The organism is Paracoccus benzoatiresistens (genome assembly GCF_026913015.1).
GTDB lineage: Bacteria > Pseudomonadota > Alphaproteobacteria > Rhodobacterales > Rhodobacteraceae > Paracoccus > Paracoccus benzoatiresistens.
Genome location: NZ_JAPTYD010000001.1, coordinates 340,234 through 358,550 on the forward strand (window position 1 = coordinate 340,234; position 18,317 = coordinate 358,550).

Annotated in this window: 18 protein-coding genes; 13 read left to right on the forward strand and 5 right to left on the reverse strand. The window is 68.7% G+C overall.

Annotation, left to right across the window (positions count from 1 at the left end; translation table 11 throughout):
• The first annotated feature begins 58 nt into the window (after positions 1 to 58).
• From OU682_RS01765 to der, 8 genes are all read left to right on the forward strand, one after another.
• Entirely contained in the window at positions 59 to 295 is a 237-nt protein-coding gene (locus tag OU682_RS01765) for a hypothetical protein (protein WP_268940332.1), read from the forward strand.
• 159 nt (positions 296 to 454) lie between these two features.
• Positions 455 to 805, forward strand: coding sequence for a sarcosine oxidase subunit delta (locus OU682_RS01770; protein WP_268940333.1), 351 nt, complete (start codon positions 455 to 457; stop codon positions 803 to 805).
• Positions 802 to 3,732, forward strand: a complete 2,931-nt coding sequence (locus OU682_RS01775) for a sarcosine oxidase subunit alpha family protein (RefSeq protein ID WP_268940334.1) — start codon at positions 802 to 804, stop codon at positions 3,730 to 3,732. Before OU682_RS01770 ends, OU682_RS01775 begins: the two co-directional genes overlap by 4 nt.
• Positions 3,725 to 4,246 (forward strand): sarcosine oxidase subunit gamma, encoded by a 522-nt coding sequence (locus OU682_RS01780; RefSeq protein ID WP_268940335.1) that lies wholly within the window; start codon positions 3,725 to 3,727, stop codon positions 4,244 to 4,246. The genes OU682_RS01775 and OU682_RS01780 overlap by 8 nt, the downstream gene beginning before the upstream one ends.
• A gap of 96 nt (positions 4,247 to 4,342) precedes the next feature.
• Positions 4,343 to 4,942, forward strand: a complete 600-nt coding sequence (locus OU682_RS01785; protein ID WP_268940336.1) for a superoxide dismutase — start codon at positions 4,343 to 4,345, stop codon at positions 4,940 to 4,942.
• A gap of 99 nt (positions 4,943 to 5,041) precedes the next feature.
• Entirely contained in the window at positions 5,042 to 5,740 is a 699-nt protein-coding gene (locus OU682_RS01790) for a tetratricopeptide repeat protein (protein WP_268940337.1), read from the forward strand.
• A gap of 40 nt (positions 5,741 to 5,780) precedes the next feature.
• Positions 5,781 to 7,106 carry an outer membrane protein assembly factor BamB family protein gene (locus OU682_RS01795; protein WP_268940338.1) on the forward strand — a complete coding sequence of 442 codons (1,326 nt, stop codon included), beginning with the start codon at positions 5,781 to 5,783 and terminating at the stop codon, positions 7,104 to 7,106.
• The gene (gene der, locus OU682_RS01800; RefSeq protein ID WP_268940339.1) at positions 7,103 to 8,587 is read left to right on the forward strand and encodes a ribosome biogenesis GTPase Der; all 1,485 of its coding nucleotides are present in this window, start codon (positions 7,103 to 7,105) and stop codon (positions 8,585 to 8,587) included. Before OU682_RS01795 ends, der begins: the two co-directional genes overlap by 4 nt.
• Positions 8,588 to 8,731: 144 nt before the next feature.
• On the opposite strand, the gene OU682_RS01805 is transcribed toward der, so the two are convergent.
• From OU682_RS01805 to OU682_RS01815, 3 genes are all read right to left on the reverse strand, one after another.
• The gene (locus OU682_RS01805) at positions 8,732 to 9,478 is read right to left on the reverse strand and encodes a hypothetical protein (protein WP_268940340.1); all 747 of its coding nucleotides are present in this window, start codon (positions 9,476 to 9,478) and stop codon (positions 8,732 to 8,734) included.
• Between the two features lie 71 nt (positions 9,479 to 9,549).
• On the reverse strand, positions 9,550 to 10,842 hold the full coding sequence (gene serS / locus OU682_RS01810) for a serine--tRNA ligase (protein ID WP_268940341.1): 1,293 nt from the start codon (positions 10,840 to 10,842) through the stop codon (positions 9,550 to 9,552).
• An 84-nt stretch (positions 10,843 to 10,926) separates the two neighbouring features.
• Positions 10,927 to 11,283 carry a thioredoxin domain-containing protein gene (locus tag OU682_RS01815; RefSeq protein ID WP_268940342.1) on the reverse strand — a complete coding sequence of 119 codons (357 nt, stop codon included), beginning with the start codon at positions 11,281 to 11,283 and terminating at the stop codon, positions 10,927 to 10,929.
• 65 nt (positions 11,284 to 11,348) lie between these two features.
• Between OU682_RS01815 and meaB the strand changes: the two genes are divergently transcribed.
• From meaB to OU682_RS01835, 4 genes are all read left to right on the forward strand, one after another.
• Positions 11,349 to 12,320: a methylmalonyl Co-A mutase-associated GTPase MeaB gene (gene meaB / locus OU682_RS01820; protein WP_268940391.1), complete on the forward strand. Its 972-nt coding sequence runs from the start codon at positions 11,349 to 11,351 to the stop codon at positions 12,318 to 12,320.
• A gap of 50 nt (positions 12,321 to 12,370) precedes the next feature.
• Positions 12,371 to 13,435, forward strand: a complete 1,065-nt coding sequence (locus OU682_RS01825; RefSeq protein WP_268940343.1) for a bifunctional transcriptional activator/DNA repair enzyme AdaA — start codon at positions 12,371 to 12,373, stop codon at positions 13,433 to 13,435.
• A gap of 136 nt (positions 13,436 to 13,571) precedes the next feature.
• Entirely contained in the window at positions 13,572 to 13,862 is a 291-nt protein-coding gene (gene rpmB / locus OU682_RS01830; protein ID WP_268940344.1) for a 50S ribosomal protein L28, read from the forward strand.
• A gap of 135 nt (positions 13,863 to 13,997) precedes the next feature.
• Complete coding sequence (locus tag OU682_RS01835) at positions 13,998 to 14,471, forward strand: copper chaperone PCu(A)C (RefSeq protein WP_268940345.1); 474 nt, start codon at positions 13,998 to 14,000, stop codon at positions 14,469 to 14,471.
• Here OU682_RS01835 and OU682_RS01840 read toward each other — a convergent pair.
• Complete coding sequence (locus OU682_RS01840) at positions 14,468 to 15,094, reverse strand: arylesterase (protein ID WP_268940346.1); 627 nt, start codon at positions 15,092 to 15,094, stop codon at positions 14,468 to 14,470. The two genes, OU682_RS01835 and OU682_RS01840, sit on opposite strands and share 4 nt — an antisense overlap.
• Entirely contained in the window at positions 15,091 to 17,343 is a 2,253-nt protein-coding gene (locus OU682_RS01845; protein WP_268940347.1) for a heavy metal translocating P-type ATPase, read from the reverse strand. The genes OU682_RS01840 and OU682_RS01845 overlap by 4 nt, the downstream gene beginning before the upstream one ends.
• 400 nt (positions 17,344 to 17,743) lie before the next feature.
• Between OU682_RS01845 and OU682_RS01850 the strand changes: the two genes are divergently transcribed.
• Positions 17,744 to 18,316, forward strand: coding sequence for a L,D-transpeptidase (locus OU682_RS01850; protein WP_268940348.1), 573 nt, complete (start codon positions 17,744 to 17,746; stop codon positions 18,314 to 18,316).
• The last annotated feature ends 1 nt before the right edge of the window (position 18,317 follow it).

Sequence of the window (18,317 nt, forward strand, 5' to 3'; positions counted from 1 at the left end):
CCCAAGGGGCGCCGGCCTCATTGTCCGGTTGCCAGAGATTGAATCGAAAGGGACGAGAATGGCCGAACCCAACAGCAATCGCATGTATATTATCATCGGTGCCATCGTCGTTGTCGTGGCGCTGTTGTTCTTCTTCATGTCGGGCGGCGACGATGCCGCGACCGACGCGACCGCAACGGGCGACGCGACCACGACCGCCCCTGCAACAACGACGACCGAAACGACCGACGAAGCCGTCGAGGTCGAGCCTGCCGAGCCCGCCCCCGCACCTGCAACCCCGGCGCCGGCCAACTGATCCACGCCTCGCCGGCACCGACCGGCGGGCTTCTTCTTCAGGCAAATATCCGCGGGGGTCCGGGGGCAGCAAGCCCCCGGCCTTCGCCGCCAGGCCACCCGTCGCCATCGCGCACGGGTGGCTTTCGCCATTTCCCGTCCCTTGTCCGTCGAGAGCGCGATGCTGATCCTGACCTGCCCCTATTGCGGCGTCAAAGCCGAGGAAACCGAACTGTCCCCCGGAGGAGAGGCGCATCTGAAACGGATCGGCCCCAAGGGCACGGCCGAGGAATTCGAGGCTTATCTGTTCGCGCGCAAGAACATCAAGGGCGTGCATTTCGAACGCTGGCGCCATGCCTATGGCTGCAACAAGTGGTTCCTTGCCGCCCGCGATACCCACACGATGCAGGTCTATGGCACCTACAAGGCGCAGACGGCGCATGCCACGGACGAGATCGTCGCGAATGCCCGGCAGGCGCGCGCCGAATGGGTGCCCGACTGGCCCCAGGCATCCGAGGCGGTGGTCGCATGAGCCATACGCCCCCCTTCCGCCTGGCCCGCGGCGGTCGCCTGATCAACCGCGCCTTCCAGCTTGCCTTCCGCTTCGACGGCCGCCACCTGCGCGGCGTGCAGGGCGACACGCTGGCATCCGCCCTGCTGGCCAGCGGCCAGATGCTGATGGGCCGGTCCTTCAAGTATCACCGCCCGCGCGGACCCCTCGCCTCGGGCGCCGAGGAGCCGAACGCGCTTTTCGGCCTGGGCCAGGGCGGCCGGTTCGAGCCGAACCAGCGCGCCAGCACCACGGCGCTTGTCGCGGGCATGGTGCTGCGCAGCCAGAATTGCTGGCCCTCGCTGGACGCGGATGTCGGCGCGATCAACAACTGGCTGTCGCCGCTGTTTCCCGCCGGTTTCTACTACAAGACCTTCATCCATCCGCGCCCCTTCTGGAAGCATGTGTTCGAGCCGATCATCCGCCGCAGCGCGGGGCTTGGCCGGGCGCCGGTCGATCCCGATCCCGACCGCTATGAACAGGCCTATGCCTTTGCCGAGGTGGTCGTCGTCGGCGGCGGCATTGCCGGGCTGACGGCGGCGCGGGATGCGGCGGACAAGGGCGGCCGGGTGATCGTGCTGGAACAGAACCCGGTCTGGGGCGGGCGCACGCCCATCGACCACGACGGCGGCCAGGCCGCCATCGATGCCCTGCTGGCCGACCTGCGCGGCCGCGACAACGTCACCCTGCGCCGCAACACCATGGCGACGGGGCTTTACGACCACGGCTATCTGCTGGCGCGCGAGGCGCTCGCCGATCACGACCCCAACCAGGGCATCCCGCGCCAGCGGTTGTGGCGCATCCGCGCGGGCCACGTGATCAGCGCGACCGGCGCGCTGGAGCGTCCGCTGTCCTTTGCCTGCAACGACGTGCCGGGGGTGATGCTGGCCTCTGCCGTGCGCGATTTCATCGTCGATTACGGCGTGGCGCCGGGCCAACGGATCGTGGTGGTCACGAACAACGACGACGCCTATCGCACCGCGCTGACCGCGCAAGCGGCGGGGCTGGAGGTCGTGGCCGTGATCGACGCCCGGTCGCAGGTCAAGGGCGACTTGCCGCAGGCGGTGCGCGCGGCGGGCATCCCGGTCATGACCGGCAAGGCCATCGCCAAGGTCAAGGGCGGCACCCATGTCGAAGGCGTGGCGATCTGCGATCAGGCGGGCAATGGCCGCGTCACCGCCACCCTCGATTGCGACGTGGTCGCCATGTCGGGGGGCTGGTCTCCGGTCGTCCACCTTTACAGCCATTGCGGCGGCAGGCTGACCTGGGACGAGCCCGAAGCCATGTTCCGCCCCGACCCCACCCGCCCGCCCCTGGGCACGGACGGCAAGAGCATGGTCACGGTCCTGGGCGCCGCCAATGGCGACCTGCGCTGCGCGGGGGATCTGGAACGGTCCGAGGGCGCGACCATGCCTGTCTGGGTGATGCCGCAAAACGCGGCCTACAGGCTGCGCGCCAAGATGTGGCTGGATTTCCAGAACGACGTAAAGGTCAGCGACGTGGAACTGGCGGCGCGCGAAGGCTATGCCTCCGTCGAACATGCCAAGCGCTATACCACGCTGGGCATGGCGACCGACCAGGGCAAGGTCAGCAACATCAACGGCCTGGCGGTGCTGTCGAACGCCCTGAACCAGCCGCTGGAGGCCACGGGCACCACCACCTTCCGCCCACCCTATACGCCCCTGACCCTTGGCACCATCGCGGCCGAGGCCAAGGGCGATACCTTCCAGCCGTTGCGCAAGACGCCGATCCACGTCTGGCACGTCCGGAACGGCGCCTCCTTCGAGCCCGTGGGCCACTGGCGCCGCCCCTACAGCTATCCCCGCGCGGGCGAGGACCGGCATTCCGCCGTCACCCGCGAGATCCTCGCGGTGCGCAAGTCGGTGGGAACGCTGGACGCCTCGACCCTGGGCAAGATCATCGTCAAGGGGCCGGACTCCGGGCGGTTCCTGGACATGATGTATACCAACATGATGTCTACGCTGCCGGTCGGCAAATGCCGCTATGGGCTGATGTGCAACGAGAACGGCTTCCTGATGGATGACGGGGTCGTGGCGCGGCTGTCCGCCGACACATGGCTCTGCCACACCACGACCGGCGGGGCCGACCGCATCCACGGGCACATGGAGGATTGGCTGCAATGCGAATGGTGGGACTGGCAGGTCTATACCGCCAACCTGACCGAGCAATACGCCCAGATCGCGGTCGCCGGGCCCAAGGCGCGCGAGCTGTTGCAGCGCCTGCCGGGCACCATCGATCTTGGCCAGGAGGCGCTGCCCTTCATGACCTGGGCCGAGGGCGAGCTGGCGGGCATTCCCGCGCGCGTCTATCGCATTAGCTTCTCGGGCGAGCTGTCCTACGAGATCGCCGTGCCTGCGGGTCGCGGGCTGGCGCTCTGGGAGCAGCTGCACGACCTGGGCCGCGACCTGGACATCACCCCCTACGGGACCGAGGCGATGCATGTCATGCGTGCCGAAAAGGGCTTCATCATGATCGGGGATGAAACCGACGGCACGGTGATCCCGCAGGATCTGGGGCTGCACTGGGCGATCTCGAAGAAGAAGCCGGACTATATCGGCAAGCGCGCGCAGGCGCGCAGCTTCATGAAGGATGGCAGCCGCTGGCAACTGGTGGGGCTGGAAAGCCTCGACGGCCGCGTCCTGCCCGACGGGGCCTATGCGGTCGAGCCGGGCGTGAACGCGAACGGCCAGCGCAAGACGCAGGGGCGCGTCACGTCCAGCTATCATTCGCCCACGCTGAACCGCCCGATCGCCATGGGGCTGGTGCGCCACGGCCCCGCGCGCATGGGGCAGGAACTGGAATTCCCCATGCCCTCGGGCGAGGTGATGAAGGCGCGGATCGTGGATCCGGTCTTCTACGACAAGGAAGGAACCCGTCTGAATGGCTGAAGCCTTGGCACATATCGCCCGCGTCACGGGCCTGGGCATGGTCTCGATCCGCGCCGACCTGCAGCGCGCGGGCGACGCGATTGCCGAGGCCGCGGGCCTGGCCGTTCCCGGCATGACCCGGATCGTGACGGATGGCAGCCGCCGCGCCCTGGGCTGGATGTCGCCCGACGAACTGCTGCTGGTGCTGCCCGCCGCGGAACGGGCAGAAGCGCTTGCCACGCTGACGGATGCCCTTGCGGGCGAGCATGCGTTGGTCGTCGATGTCTCGGACGCGCGCGCGGTCTTTGACGTGACCGGCCGCCATGCGGATGATGTTATCCGCAAGCTGATGCCGGTCGATCTGGACGAGCTGCCGCCCGACGGCCTGCGCCGCAGCCGGGCGGCTCAGACCGCGGCGGCCTTGTGGCGCATCCCCGGCGGCTTCCGGCTGATCGGCTTCCGCTCGACGGCGGATTACCTGCGCATGATCCTTGAAAACGCGGCATTTCCCCGCAGCCAGCTGGCCGCGCGCTAGCGTCTCCGCAACGAGGCCGGAACCCCTTGCGTTGTTCCAGCTAATGCGGGACTGTGCCCCCGACCCAAGGTCCAACCCCTTACGAAAGGACAGAAAATGGCTTTCACGCTTCCCGATCTTCCCTATGCGCACGACGCACTGGCCGAAGGCGGCATGTCCAGGGAAACGCTGGAATACCACCACGACAAGCACCACAAGGCCTATGTCGACAAGCTGAACGAGCTGGTCGCGGGCACCGAATGGGACGGCAAGTCGCTGGAGGACATCGTCAAGGGCACCTACCAGAAGGGCGCTGTCGCGCAGAACGGCATCTTCAACAATGCCAGCCAGCATTGGAACCATGCGCAGTTCTGGGAAATGATGGCACCGAAGCCGGGCGCCATGCCGTCGGAACTGGAGCGTGCGATCACCGAATCCTTCGGCTCGGTCGATGACTTCAAGAAGAAGTTCACCGAAGGCGGCGTGGGCCAGTTCGGCTCGGGCTGGGTCTGGCTGGTCAAGAACGCCGATGGCGGGCTGGAAGTCACCAAGACCGAGAACGGCGTGAACCCGCTCTGCCACGGCCAGACCGCGCTCTTGGGCTGCGACGTGTGGGAACACAGCTATTACATCGACTTCCGCAACGCGCGTCCGAAATACCTGGAAAACTTCCTCAACAACCTGGTGAACTGGGAAAACGTCGCCTCGCGCATGTGATCCTGTTCACATCATCGAAAGGCCCGGCGCATATGCGACCGGGCCTTTTCCTTTGCGCCAAGCGTGGCATTGGCTTTCCCCGCCGCGCCGGTATAAGACATGGCGCAAGAAAAGCTGCGGAAGGCGGGCATGGCCAACCAGAACGACAATTTCATCGACGAGGTCTTCGACGACCTGCGGCGCGAACGCCTGTTCCGGCTGTTCCGCCGGTGGGGATGGGTGGCCGGTCTGGTGATCCTGGGCATCGTCGCGGGCGTGATCTGGCGCGAATACAGCCAGTCGCGGGCCGAGGCGCAGGCGCAGGCCTGGGGCGATGCGATCCTGGCGGCCGAGGCCTCGGGCGATCCGGCGGCGATCATGCAGGTCGATCCGCAGGGCGCCGACGGGCGCCGCATGCTGGCCGCGCTGCTGGCGGCGGGGGCCTGGTCGGACAAGGCCGGCACCGATGCCGCCGTCGGCGCGCTGCGCAATGTCGCGGGCGACGCGGCCTCCGGCACGGTTCTGCATGATCTGGCGCAGCTGAAGCTGGTGATGCTGCAGGGCGACGGCATGGACCCGGCCGAGCGGGACAGGATCCTGTCGGGCCTGTCGCGCGCCGGCGCGCCCTTCGAGCTGCTGGCGCTGGAACAGAAGGCCATCGCCCTGGTCGGCGCCGGCCGGACCGAGGATGCGATCACCCTGATTCGCCAGATCCAGCAGAAGGACGGTCTCAGCGAAGCCTTGCGCCTGCGCCTGTCCGAGATGATGATCGCCCTGGGCGTCGAGCCCGACGCCACCGAAAGCATGCCCGCCGGCTGATCGCCCGCCGGCCAATGAAAGACACGAGGGAGAGGCGAGGATGACCGCCACGCTGCGATTGACCCTGGCCCTGGCGGCCGCGCTTGGCGTTGGGGCCTGCGGTGAAAGGGACACGATCCTGCCGGGGCAGAGACTGGACCCGCTGGCCGTGACATCGCCGGACGGGCCGGCCGTGGAAGGCCCGGCGCCCGTCGCATCGACCGCGCTGCGGCTTGCCGGGCCCGTGACCAATGCCGAATGGACGCATCGCGCCGGCAATGCGGCGCACCAGCCGGGCCACCTGGCGGTTGGCGCGGGCACGACCCGGATCTGGACGGCCGATATCGGCCAGGGCAGCGGCAAGCGGCACCGCATCAGCGCCGATCCCGTGGTCGGGGGCGGGCTGGTCTTCACGCTGGACAGCCGCACGCGCGTGACCGCGACCACCACCGGCGGCGCCGTCGCCTGGACCAGCGACATCGCCCCCGCCCTGGAAACCCGCGACAGCGTTTCGGGCGGCGGCATCGCCTATGAGGCCGGGCGCGTCTATGTCACCAGCGGCTTTGGCGAACTGGTCGCGCTGGACGCGGCCTCGGGTGGCATCCTGTGGCGCCAGCGCGTCGATGCGCCGATCGGCGGCGGGCCTGCGGTGCAGAACGGCGTCGTCTATGTGCTGGGCCGCAACGATGTCGGCTGGGCGGTCCGCGCCGCGGACGGCAAGGTGCTGTGGCAGACCTCGGGCACGCCTTCGTCCGCGGGGGTGATGGGTGTCTCGGTCCCGGCGATCCAGGGCAATACGGTGATCTTCCCCTTTGCGTCCGGGCAACTGCTGGCGGCGGACCGGGAAACGGGCGCGACGCTGTGGACGGCGCAGATCGCCGGGATGCGGATCGGCCGTGCCGTCGCCAATATCCGCGACGTGACCGGCGATCCGGTCATCTCGGGCGGGATGGTCTATGGCGGCACGTCCTCGGGGCGCATCAACGCGGTCGAGCTGGAAAGCGGGATCGAGGCCTGGTCCGCGAAGGACGGCGCCAACAGCCCGGTCGTCGTGGCGGGCGGGTCGGTCTTCGCGGTCAACGACCAGGCCGAGCTGATCCGGCTGGACGCCGCGACCGGCGGCGTGATCTGGCGCGTCCAATTGCCCTATTACACGACCGAGCGGATCCGCAGGCAGGACCGCATCCATGCCCATTTCGGCCCGGTGCTGGCCGGGGGGCGGTTGTTCGTGGTCTCGTCCGACGGGGTGATGCGGGTGTTCGATCCGAACTCCGGCAGCCTGGTCGGTCAGGCTGAAATTCCCGGCGGTGCCGCCGCCGCCCCCGCCGTCGCAGGGCAGACGATCTATGTCGTCTCGCGTGGCGGCCAACTGCATGCATTCCGATGAGCTTCACCCTTGCGATCGTCGGTCGGCCCAATGTCGGCAAATCGACCCTGTTCAACCGCCTTGTCGGCAAGAAGCTGGCCCTGGTCGATGACCAGCCCGGCGTGACCCGCGACCTGCGCGAAGGCGCGGCCCGGCTGGGCGACCTGCGCTTTGTCGTGATCGACAGCGCCGGGCTGGAAATGGCCGACGATGACAGCCTGCAGGGCAGGATGCGCCGCCTGACCGAGCGCGCCGTGGACGAGGCGGACATCTGCCTGTTCGTGATCGACGCCCGCGTGGGGGTGACGGCTGCCGACGAATATTTCGCCGACATCCTGCGCCGCCGTGCGAAGCACGTGATCGTCGCCGCGAACAAGGCCGAGGGGCGGGCGGGCGAATCCGGCGCGATGGAGGCCTATGGCCTTGGCCTGGGCGAGCCGCTGCGCATCTCGGCCGAGCATGGCGAGGGGATGGACGACCTTTATGCGGTCCTGGCCCCCTTGGCCGACCAGATCGAGGCCGAACGTCCCGCCCCCGTGGCGGCTGAAACGGATGTGGATCTGTCTGACGAGGATGCCGAAACCGGCGAGGGTGCCGAGGATTGGCGTCCCTCGGCCGCGCGCCCGCTGCAACTGGCGGTGATCGGGCGTCCGAATGCGGGCAAGTCCACGCTGATCAACAAGATCATCGGCGAGGACCGCTTGCTGACCGGCCCCGAGGCCGGGATCACCCGCGATTCGATCAGTGTCAGCACGGAATTCATGGGCACGCCCATGCGGATCTTCGACACGGCGGGGATGCGCAAGCGCGCCAAGGTCACCGACAAGGTCGAAAAGCTGTCGGTGGCGGACGGCCTTCGCGCGGTCCGCTTTGCCGAGGTCGTGGTGGTCCTTCTGGACGTGGCCATCCCCTTCGAGCAGCAGGATCTGCGCATCGCCGATTTCGCGGAAACCGAGGGCCGCGCGGTCGTCGTCGCCGCGAACAAGTGGGATCTGGAGGACGACAAGCCCCACAAGCTCAACGAGCTGCGCGCCAGCTTCGAGAAGCTGCTGCCGCAATTGAAGGGCGCGCCCCTTGTCACGGTATCGGCCCGCACCGGAAAGGGGCTGGACCGGCTGCATGCGGCAATCCTGAAGGCGCACGAGGTCTGGAACCGCCGCATCTCGACCGCGCGGCTGAACCGCTGGCTGGAGGCGATGACCGAAAGCCATCCGCCCCCCGCGCCGGGCGGGCGCCGCATCCGGCTGCGCTACATGACGCAGGTGAAGACCCGGCCGCCGGCCTTCATTGTCAAGGCAACCCATACCGACAAGCTGCCCGACAGCTATCAGCGTTACCTGGTCAACGGGCTGCGGCAGGACTTCGACATGCCGGGCACGCCGATCCGGCTGTTCTTCCGCGACCAGGGGGGCGAGAATCCCTACAGGGACAAGGCGAAGAAGATCAACCAGTCGGGCGCGCTGTCCAAGCACAAGAACCGGCAGAAGCCCAAGGAAGGGTGAAACCACCGGCTGGGGCGGGACAAGGAACGGCGGCCCGTTTCCCCGCCTGCGTGCGACGGTGCCATCGGAAACCTTGTCACCCCGCATTTATGGCTTGACCTTCGCCGGATCGGCGGATGGCACCAGATCAGCCTTGATCTGCCCTCAGGTCGCCGCGCGCACCAGGGCGACACCCATGGCCGATATGCCGATGATCGCGGCCAGGGCCACGCCGGGGCTGCTGGCCATGGTCGTCACCGCCACCGCGCAGAAGGCCCAGATCATCGCCAGCGAAAAGCCGACCTTTCCCGCCAGCCGTCCCTGCGCGATCATCCCGATGACCGCACCGGGCAGGATCGCCAGGATCGCCGTCTGCGGCGTGGTCAGGTCCAGCGGCGCGCCGATCAGGCTGGCCAGCGTCGCCGTGCCAAGCGCCAGGCTCCATCCCGCCAGGAAGCCGGGCGCGGGACGCAGTTGGCCGCGCGCGCGGATGGCGCCGGACAGCGCGGCGGTCAGCATCAGCAGCGCGCCAAGCGTCGCCAGGGGCTTGTTGACCCCCGCCAGCCAGGGCCACAGCGCCCCCCAGAGCAGCGCCAGGCTCAGCGGAAGCCAGGCGGGATCATCGCCCCCGTCCGAGGGATCCAGATATTGCCCGATCGCATCCCCCAGCAGCAGCAGCCACAGCGCGATCAGCAGCGCCCACATCAGCGGGTTCTGCGGCTGGACATAAAGCTGCGGCAAGGTTGCCACGGGCAGGGCCGGAGTCAGTTCCAGCGAGCTGTAAGGATAGGACATGGGCAGGATCGGGGCTGCGATCTGGGCTGCAGGGTGCCCCAGGGTCGCCAGCACAGCGCCGCTGGCGACAAAGATCACCGCTGAACCCAGATACAGGATCTCTGCCACTCGTGCCATGCGGGCCAACGCCCGGATCGCTTGCGCAGTTTCGGGAAAACGGCCGCAAAGGCAGATTCAATGGTCCGTGGTCAGGCCAGCCCGCCATCTGCCCGCAGCTTCGTCGCGCCGCCCAGATAGGGGTGCAGCGCGGCAGGCAGCAGGACCGAGCCGTCGGCCTGCTGGCCGTTCTCCAGCACCGCGATCAGCGTGCGGCCCACGGCCAGACCCGATCCGTTCAGCGTATGGACGAACTCCGGCTTGCCGGTCTTCTCGGACCGATAGCGCGCGTTCATCCGCCGCGCCTGGAAATCGCCGCAATAGCTGACGCTGCTGATTTCGCGATACTTGTCCTGGCCGGGCAGCCAGACCTCGAGGTCATGGGTGATGCGGGCGCCAAAGCCCATGTCGCCGGTGCAAAGGACGATGGTGCGATAGGGCAGCTCCAGCGCCTCCAGCACCGCCTCGGCGCAGCGGGTCATGCGGTCGTGTTCGGCCACGCCGGTGTCGGCGTCGGTGATCGAGACCATCTCGACCTTCTCGAACTGGTGCTGGCGCAGCATCCCGGTGGTGTCGCGGCCCGCACTGCCGGCCTCGGACCGGAAGCACTGGCTGTGGGCGACCATGCGGCGGGGCAGGGTGGCATGGTCCACCAGATCGCCGTTGACGGTGTTGGTCAGCGTCACCTCGGAGGTCGGGATCAGCCAGTAGCCTTCCCGCGTCAGATAACTGTCCTCGCCGAACTTCGGCAGCTGGCCGGTGCCGACCATCATGTTTTCCAGCACAAGGACAGGGGTCCAGGTTTCCTGAAGGTCGTGCCGGGTGACGTGCAGGTCCAGCATGAACTGCGCCAAGGCCCGGTGGATGCGCGCCACGCCGCCCTTCAGGACCACGAAGCGGCTGCCCGACAGTTTCGCAGCCGTCTCGAAATCCATGCCAGTCTTGACGCCCGCGATCTCGAAATGCTCGACCGGGGCAAAGTCGAAGGCGCGCGGGCTGCCCCAACGGCGCAGTTCCACGTTGTCGGCTTCGTCCTTTCCGTCGGGGACGCTGTCCAGGGGCAGGTTCGGGATCTCCATCAGCAGGTCGCGCAGGCGCCCGTCCAGAAGCGAGGCCTCGGCCTGCAGCTTTGTCACGTCCGCCTTCTTTTCCGCGACAAGCGCGCGCAGGCGTTCGAATTCCGCATCGTCACCGCGCGCCTTGGCAGCCCCGACTTCCTTGCTGGCGCGGTTCTGGTCGGCCTGCGCGGTTTCCGCCGCGACGATCCGGGCCCGCCTGTCGGCATCCAGCGACAGGACGCGGTCCGACATGGGCGACAGCCCGCGCCGCGCCAGGGCGGCGTCAAAGGCTGCGGGATTTTCCCGGATGGCACGGATGTCATGCATGATCGTCACCGTCGCTGAAAGAATGCTGGCCGGTGACTAGCCGATGCCGCTGGCCGGCGGAAGCCCGGCGCGGAATTTTGCGCGTCAGCTGCGGCCCGCCTGCGCCAGCAGATCAGCCAGCGCCGGATAGAACTGCTGGGCCGTCATGTGGCCCTCCAGCCGCCCGACCTCGGATCCGCCATCCAGCAGGATGAAGGTCGGGGTGACGAAGGGCCGCCGCGCCAAGGCAAGGCCGTCGGGATAGGGGCCGTGGATGTCCACCCGCTCCAGCGGCGCCGCCCGGCCCGGGTCGGATGCCGCATAGCCCGGCCCGATGGCGCGGTCCCATGCCGCGCAATAAACGCAGCCCTCCTTTTCCACCATCAGCAGGCGCAGGGGGCCGGCAGCAACGGGGAGGGCGGCAATCACGGCCAGGGCGAGGGCGGCAAGGAAACGGGTCATGGGCGGCATTATCGGGTCCATGCGACGGCTTGGCAATCATCCCCCGGCCCCATATCCCTTCACTCATGGACGAGCTTCTGGAACCGCTGATCGCCAAGGATCGCCGCGCCCTGTCGCGGGCGATCACGCTGATCGAATCGACGCGCCCGGATCATCGCGCCCGCGCCGTCGCCCTGCTGGCGGACCTGCCCGACCGGCAGGCGTTGCGGATCGGGCTTTCCGGGACGCCGGGGGTCGGCAAGTCCACCTTCATCGAGGCCTTCGGGACAATGCTGACCGACCAGGGGCTGCGTGTCGCCGTCCTGGCGGTCGATCCCTCGTCCGCGCGATCGGGCGGGTCCATCCTGGGCGACAAGACGCGGATGGAAACGCTGTCGCGCAATCCGATGGCCTTCATCCGTCCCACGCCCTCCAGCGCGCAGCTTGGCGGCGTGGCGCGGCGGACGCGCGAGGCGATCCGCCTGTGCGAGGCCGCGGGCTTCGACGTGGTGCTGATCGAGACCGTCGGCGTCGGCCAGTCCGAAACGCTGGTGGCCGAGATGTGCGACCTGTTCGTCCTGCTGCTGGCCCCTGCGGGGGGCGACGAGTTGCAGGGCGTCAAGCGCGGCATCATGGAAATGGCCGACCTGATCCTGGTCAACAAGGCCGATGGCGATCTGCTGGCCACGGCGCGCCGCACGGTGGCCGATTACGCCGGCGCCCTGCGGCTGCTGAGAAAGCGTCCGCAGGACCCCCAGGGTTTTCCGAAGGCGCTGCCCGTGTCGGCGGCAACCGGGGGCGGTCTGGCAAAGGCTTGGGACGAGATGCAGGCGCTGGCGCAATGGCGGCAGGACCACGGGCATTTCGCGGCCAACCGCGCGGAACAGGTGCGGCAATGGTTCCTGGCCGATGTGCGCGCGGGCTTGCTGGCGCGGCTGGACACGCCCGCCGCGCGCGACCGGCTGGCCCGGCTGGGCGACGCCGTGGCCGCTGGCGGCAAGGCCCCTGCCGAGGCCGCACGCGACATGCTGGACTGGCTGTCCCGCCACGCGGATTAGACGCCCGATTTCGCGCCCCATGGCGGCGCCGAATCGGCTAGGGTCAGGTCATGGAGAAGGGGAATGCCATGCTGGATCTGCCCGATCACGACACGCTTTATGACGCGTTGCTGGCCCGCGATCCGGCATTCGAGGGCCGCGCCCTGGTCGGTGTCACCACGACCGGCATCTTCTGCCGCCTGACCTGCCCGGCCCGCAAGCCGCTGCCGCAGAATTGCCGCTGGTTCGCCTCGGCCGAGGCCGCGCAGGCGGCGGGTTTCCGTCCCTGCCGCCGCTGCCATCCGCTTGGCCCCAGTGCGGAAGGCGATCCCCTGGTCCGGGACCTGATGGCACGGTTGCAGGAACGCCCCGACCACCGCTGGTCCGAATCCGACCTGCTGGCGCTTGGACATGATCCCTCGACCGTGCGCCGCGCCTTCAAGCGGCATTTCGGGCAAAGCTTCCTGGAGATGGCCCGAGCCGCCCGCCTGCGGGGCGGCATGGCCAGCCTGACGAAAGGATCGACCATGATCGAAGCGCAACTGGAGGCCGCATTCGATTCGGCCTCGGGCTTCCGGACGGCCTTTGGCCGGCTGTTCGGCCATGCCCCGCACCAGATGCGGCAGGGTTCGGACCTGCTGGCCGACTGGATCGACACGCCCTTGGGCGGCATGATCGCCATTGCCGACGACCGGGCGCTGCACCTGCTGGAGTTCATCGACCGCAAGGCCTTGCCTGATGGCCTGCGCCGCCTGTCCGCGCATGTGGGCGGCCGCGTGGGCTTGGGCCGAACGCCCGTCCATGACCTGACAGAGGCGCAGCTTGCCGCCTATTTCGCCGGGCGGGCGCGGCGCCTGGACGTTCCCGTCACCCTGCACGGCACGCCCTTCCAGCAGCAGGTGTGGCGTGCCCTGCAGGCGATTCCGGCGGGCGAGACGCGCAGCTATGCCCAGCTTGCGGCAACCATCGACCGGCCCACGGCCATCCGCGCCGTGGCCCGCGCCAATGCCACGAACCGCATCGCGCTGGTCGTGCCCTGCCACCGGGTGATCGGCGCCGACGGCACGCTGACGGGCTATGCCGGCGGGCTGTGGCGCAAGGAAAAGCTGATCGCGATCGAACGCGGCTATGCCTGATTGGGCTTGACGGCCTGCGCGGCTTCCATTAGGGACGCGCAAACGGAATTCCGGGCGCTGCCTCGCGGCGCCCTTTCACATTGGGCCGGAACCCTTGCCGGGGCCGCCCGCATAGCAAAGACGAAGGATCAACACCATGTCGCGCGTCTGCGAACTGACCGGCAAAGGCCCGATGACCGGTAACAATGTCAGCCACGCCAACAACAAGACCCGTCGCCGGTTCCTGCCGAACCTGAACGAGGTCACGCTGCTGTCGGAAAAACTGAACCGCGGCTATTCGCTGCGCATCTCGGCCGCGGCGCTGCGCTCGGTCGATCACCGTGGCGGGCTGGACGCCTTCCTGGCCAAGGCCAAGGACACCGAGCTGTCGGACCGCGCGCTGAAGATCAAGCGCGAGATCGCCAAGGCTGACGCTCAGCAGGCCTGATCCAGTCTTCGACTGCGGCAATATGCCCCGTCGTTCGCGCGGCGGGGCTTTTGCATGTCCGTTGCCTTCCGGGCGACCTTCGGTGATGGTCGCGCCACGAGGTGACGCCTCTTGCAAAGGAAGGACCACAAGACAATGATCCGCATGATCCTGGCCGCGCTGGCGGTCGTGACGCCCGCCATGGCCATGGCGCAGGACGGGCTGGAGATCCGCGACGCCTATGTCCGCAGCGCCAATCCCAAGACGGCCGCCGCCTTCATGGTGGTCGAGAATCATGGCGGAACCGACTGCCGCCTGACCGGGGTTTCCTCCGATGCGGCCGAGCGGGTCGAACTGCACACCCATGCCGAACAGGACGGCATGATGAAGATGCAGAAGATCGAGGGCGGCATCGCCATTCCGGCCGGCGGCGAACATGCGCTGGCGCGGGGCGGCGACCACGTGATGCTGATGGGGCTGACCAAGCCCCTGGCGGATGGCGACGGCATGATGCTGACACTGGATTTCGGGGACTGCGGAACGCAGCAGGTCCAAGCCGCGCTGGATAATGACCGCACGGAGGAGGCCGCCGAAGGTCACGGCGGTGACGGGGACCACCAGGGCCACTAGCCCAGCATCTGCCTGACCTTCGGTCCAAGCGCGGCGGCCATCAGCCTGATGCCCGCCGCATTTGGATGGATGCCGTCGTCCAGCAGATAGCCGCGACGCCGGGACCGGGGCAGCGCGGCGATCGGCGCATAAAGGTCGGGCAGCAGCACCGCGCGGTGGCGTCCGGCCAGGCGGGGCCAGATCGCCTTCCAGGATTGCCGCCAGGCGGCCTTGCCCGGAATGGGGTTCAGGCCGACCAGCAGCAGCGGACGTCCGCCTGCCCCTGCCTGCGTCAGGATCGCGTCCAGGTTGGCCTCGGCGCGTGACGCGCTCCATCTCAGCAGCATGTCGTTGCCGCCAAGCTCGACGATCACGGCATCCGGGCGGTGACGGCGCAACGAGAACCCGATGCGCGCCCGCCCGCCATAAGTGGTATCGCCCGACAGCGCCGCAGGGATCACCGTCGCGGGGGTGCCGTCGTGGTCAAGCCAGGCTTGCAGCTGCGGCACCATCCCTTGGCCGCGCCCCAGGCCATAGCCCGCGAACAGGCTGTCCCCGAAGGCCAGAACGCGGGGGCGCGGCGCCGAGGCGCCGGCCAGCGCCATCGCCCCCGCCGCGGCCATTAGGCCGCGCCGCCCGATCATCGCACCGTCCGCAGCCGCAAGGCGTTGCCGACCACGCAGACCGAGGACAGCGCCATCGCCCCCGCCGCCAGCATGGGCGACAGTTGCGGCCCGCCAAAGGGCACCAGCACGCCCATGGCGACCGGGATCAGCGCGGTATTGTAGGCGAAGGCCCAGAACAGGTTCTGGCGGATGTTGCGCATCACCGCGCGCGACAGGCGGATGGCCCGCGTCACGCCCGACAGGTCGCCCGACATCAGCACCAGATCGGCCGATTCAATGGCGATGCCGGTGCCGGTGCCGATGGCGATGCCGGTTTCCGCCGCGGCCAGCGCCGGGGCGTCGTTGATGCCGTCGCCCACGAAGACCGATCCCGCGCCCATCCCGTCGATGGCCGCCAGCTTGTCGCCCGGCATCAGCCCGGCCTGCACGTCGTCGATCCCCAGCCGCTGGCCGACTGCCCGCGCGGTTGCCGGAATGTCGCCCGACAGCATCGCGGTCCGCAGGCCCATGCGGTGCAGGGCGGCGACGGTGTCCGCAGCCTCGGGCCGGATCGGATCCGCCAGGGCGAAGCTGGCGACATGGCGGCCATCGACGGCCAGATGCACGGGGGTTGCGCCTTGGGCGGCGGCGGCCTCTGCCGCGTTGCGCAGGGCAGGGGCGGGATCGATCCCGGACTCGGTCAGCGCGGCAAGGTTGCCGATCAGCAGGTTCCGACCCTCGACCAAGGCCGACAAGCCGCGCCCGGCGGTGGCTTTCACCTCGCTGGCGGGCGGCAGGTCCAGGCCGCGCGCCCCGGCCCCGGCGACGATGGCCGCGCCAAGCGGGTGTTCGGACCGCGCCTCGGCCGCTGCGGCAAGGCGCAGGGCTTCGGTGTCGGCGATGCCATCCGCGTGGATCGCCAGCAGTTCGGGATGCCCGCGCGTCAGCGTGCCGGTCTTATCGAAGCCGATCAGGCGGGCATTCGACAAGCGCTGCAAGGCCTCGCCCCGGCGGAACAGCACGCCCAGTTGCGCGCCGCGTCCGGTGCCGACCATGATCGAGACGGGGACCGCCAGCCCCATGGCGCAGGGGCAGGCAATGATCAGCACCGCCACGCCCGCCACCACCGCATGGGCAAGGTCGGGACCGAAGGCCAGCCACAGCAGGAAGGCCAGCACCGCCAGCCCCATCACCACCGGCACGAAGATGCGGGTGATGCGGTCCACCAGGGCCTGGACCGGCAGGCGGGCGTTCTGCGCGCCTTCAATCATGCGGACGATGCGGGACAGCGTCGTGTCTGCCCCAGTGGCAGTCACTCGATAGGTCAGGGCGGCGGTCCCGTTCACCGTGCCGCCGGTGACCGGATCGCCGGGCGACTTCTCGGCCGGGATAGGTTCGCCCGTCAGCATGGATTCGTCGATGTGACCCCGGCCTTCGGTGATGACCCCGTCCACGGCGACCCGCTCGCCCGGGGCCAGCAGCACCAGGTCGCCCGGCCACAGATCGGCCACGGCAATGCTGGCGGGCTTGCCGTCGCGCAGGACGGTGGCACGCTCGGGCGCAAGCTCGACCAGCGCGCGGATCGCGGCGCCTGCCTGTCCCTTGGCCCGCGCTTCCAGCCAGCGCCCCATCAGGATCAGGGTAACGATGACTGCCGCCGCCTCGAAATAGACATGGCGCGAGGCCGGGGGGATCAGGCCGGGCAGCAGCACCACGACCGCCGAATAGAGAAACGCCGCGCCCGCGCCAAGCGCGACAAGGCTGTTCATCTCGGGTCCGCCGCGCAGAAGGGCAGGGACGCCGGTCGCAAAGAAGCGCCGCCCCGGCCCGGCCAGAACGGCGGCGGTCAGGATCATCTGCGCCCAGAGCAGGGGCGCCGTGAGGGCCAGCCCGTGCAGCCAGTGATGGAAGGCGGGGAACAGGTGTCCCCCCATTTCTGCGACGAAAACCGGCAGGGTCAGCGCCAGCGCGGTCAGAAAGGCGCGCTTCAGGCTGGCGGCCTCGTCGTCCCTCGCCCTGGGCGCGGCGTCCTGCGGCATGCTGGCAGGATATCCAAGCTTTGTCACAGCCGCGGCCAGGTCGGCGGGCGACAGGCCGGCGGCGTGGCGGATGCTGGCCGTGCCGGCAAGCAGGTTCACCTGCGCATCGGTCACGTCGGGACGGGCGGACAGCGCGCGCTGGATCCGGCCGGAACAGGCGGCGCAGCTCATGCCCTCGATGGTCAGGCGGGTGGTGGTCAGGTCGGATGGACTTGCCGCAACGGGCAGGTCAGCGGAGTGAATGGTCATGGCGGTTTCCTGAAATCGTGCGAAGGGTGCAGGACGGTTTCAGGAAACGGGGCGGCGCCTGCGGGCGCATGGGGGCTTGCTGCGGGAACTGTGCCGCAATCAGCGCGCGGGGGTCCGGGCGAAGCACATGGCGGGGACGGGCCACTGCCGGGCGCGCGTCCTGGTGGCAACGGCAGGCGCGGTCGCCGCGCCCCCGGCACAGATGCGCCGGCCGACGCAGGGTGCGGCGCTTTCGTTGGCAGCAAGGGCGCAGGACGGGTGCCATGTCCTACAGATGTGCCCCGGGGGGCGCAGGGTCAAGGGCGAAGTGAACGCGAAACGCTGTCGTGAGTTGCAACAAGAGCCTGTCCCTTGTTATGGGCAGGACAGAGCAGAAGAACACGAGATTGACAGGATCACCATGAACCGCCGTGAGCTGATGTCGCTGGCCGTGCCGCTGATGGCCGCCGCCTATTTCGCCCCCTCGCTTGCCTTCTCGCAAGAGGCTGCGCAACCCGTGGCGCGCGATCCCTATGCCCCGACCGAGGTTTCGATCCGCGAGGATTTCGAGGTCGGCAGCATCGTCGTGGTCAGCAAGGATTTCTTCCTGTATCACGTGACCGCGCCGGGCCGGGCGGTCCGCTATGGCGTGGCCGTGGGCACGGCCGAGCTGGTCTGGAAGGGCCGCGCCACCGTCGGCCGCAAGGTCGAATGGCCGTCCTGGACCCCGACGCCCGAGATGATCAAGCGCAAGCCGCAGCAATACGGCAAATGGGCCGACGGGATGCCCGGCGGCCCGCAGAACCCCCTGGGGGCGCGGGCGCTGTATCTCTACAACGACAAGGGCCAGGATACCGCAATCCGCATCCACGGCACGACCGAGCCGAATTCGATCGGCCGCGCCGTGTCGAACGGTTGCCTGCGGATGCGCAACGAGGCGGTGATGGCGCTTTATGAGCAGGTGCCAATCGGCACGCCCGTCTACGTCTACTGAT

What these genes read in the sequence shown, in the direction of transcription:
- OU682_RS01835 (WP_268940345.1), top strand. Translation starts at nt 13,998, where the DNA reads ATGATCCGCATGATCCTGGCCGCGCTGGCGGTCGTGACGCCCGCCATG.
- OU682_RS01770 (WP_268940333.1), top strand. Translation starts at nt 455, where the DNA reads ATGCTGATCCTGACCTGCCCCTATTGCGGCGTCAAAGCCGAGGAAACC.
- rpmB (WP_268940344.1), top strand. Translation starts at nt 13,572, where the DNA reads ATGTCGCGCGTCTGCGAACTGACCGGCAAAGGCCCGATGACCGGTAAC.
- OU682_RS01845 (WP_268940347.1), bottom strand. Translation starts at nt 17,343, where the DNA reads ATGACCATTCACTCCGCTGACCTGCCCGTTGCGGCAAGTCCATCCGAC.
- OU682_RS01775 (WP_268940334.1), top strand. Translation starts at nt 802, where the DNA reads ATGAGCCATACGCCCCCCTTCCGCCTGGCCCGCGGCGGTCGCCTGATC.
- OU682_RS01815 (WP_268940342.1), bottom strand. Translation starts at nt 11,283, where the DNA reads ATGACCCGTTTCCTTGCCGCCCTCGCCCTGGCCGTGATTGCCGCCCTC.
- OU682_RS01765 (WP_268940332.1), top strand. Translation starts at nt 59, where the DNA reads ATGGCCGAACCCAACAGCAATCGCATGTATATTATCATCGGTGCCATC.
- OU682_RS01850 (WP_268940348.1), top strand. Translation starts at nt 17,744, where the DNA reads ATGAACCGCCGTGAGCTGATGTCGCTGGCCGTGCCGCTGATGGCCGCC.
- der (WP_268940339.1), top strand. Translation starts at nt 7,103, where the DNA reads ATGAGCTTCACCCTTGCGATCGTCGGTCGGCCCAATGTCGGCAAATCG.
- OU682_RS01805 (WP_268940340.1), bottom strand. Translation starts at nt 9,478, where the DNA reads ATGGCACGAGTGGCAGAGATCCTGTATCTGGGTTCAGCGGTGATCTTT.
- OU682_RS01790 (WP_268940337.1), top strand. Translation starts at nt 5,042, where the DNA reads ATGGCGCAAGAAAAGCTGCGGAAGGCGGGCATGGCCAACCAGAACGAC.
- serS (WP_268940341.1), bottom strand. Translation starts at nt 10,842, where the DNA reads ATGCATGACATCCGTGCCATCCGGGAAAATCCCGCAGCCTTTGACGCC.
- OU682_RS01785 (WP_268940336.1), top strand. Translation starts at nt 4,343, where the DNA reads ATGGCTTTCACGCTTCCCGATCTTCCCTATGCGCACGACGCACTGGCC.
- OU682_RS01825 (WP_268940343.1), top strand. Translation starts at nt 12,371, where the DNA reads ATGGAGAAGGGGAATGCCATGCTGGATCTGCCCGATCACGACACGCTT.
- OU682_RS01795 (WP_268940338.1), top strand. Translation starts at nt 5,781, where the DNA reads ATGACCGCCACGCTGCGATTGACCCTGGCCCTGGCGGCCGCGCTTGGC.
- meaB (WP_268940391.1), top strand. Translation starts at nt 11,349, where the DNA reads ATGGACGAGCTTCTGGAACCGCTGATCGCCAAGGATCGCCGCGCCCTG.
- OU682_RS01780 (WP_268940335.1), top strand. Translation starts at nt 3,725, where the DNA reads ATGGCTGAAGCCTTGGCACATATCGCCCGCGTCACGGGCCTGGGCATG.
- OU682_RS01840 (WP_268940346.1), bottom strand. Translation starts at nt 15,094, where the DNA reads ATGATCGGGCGGCGCGGCCTAATGGCCGCGGCGGGGGCGATGGCGCTG.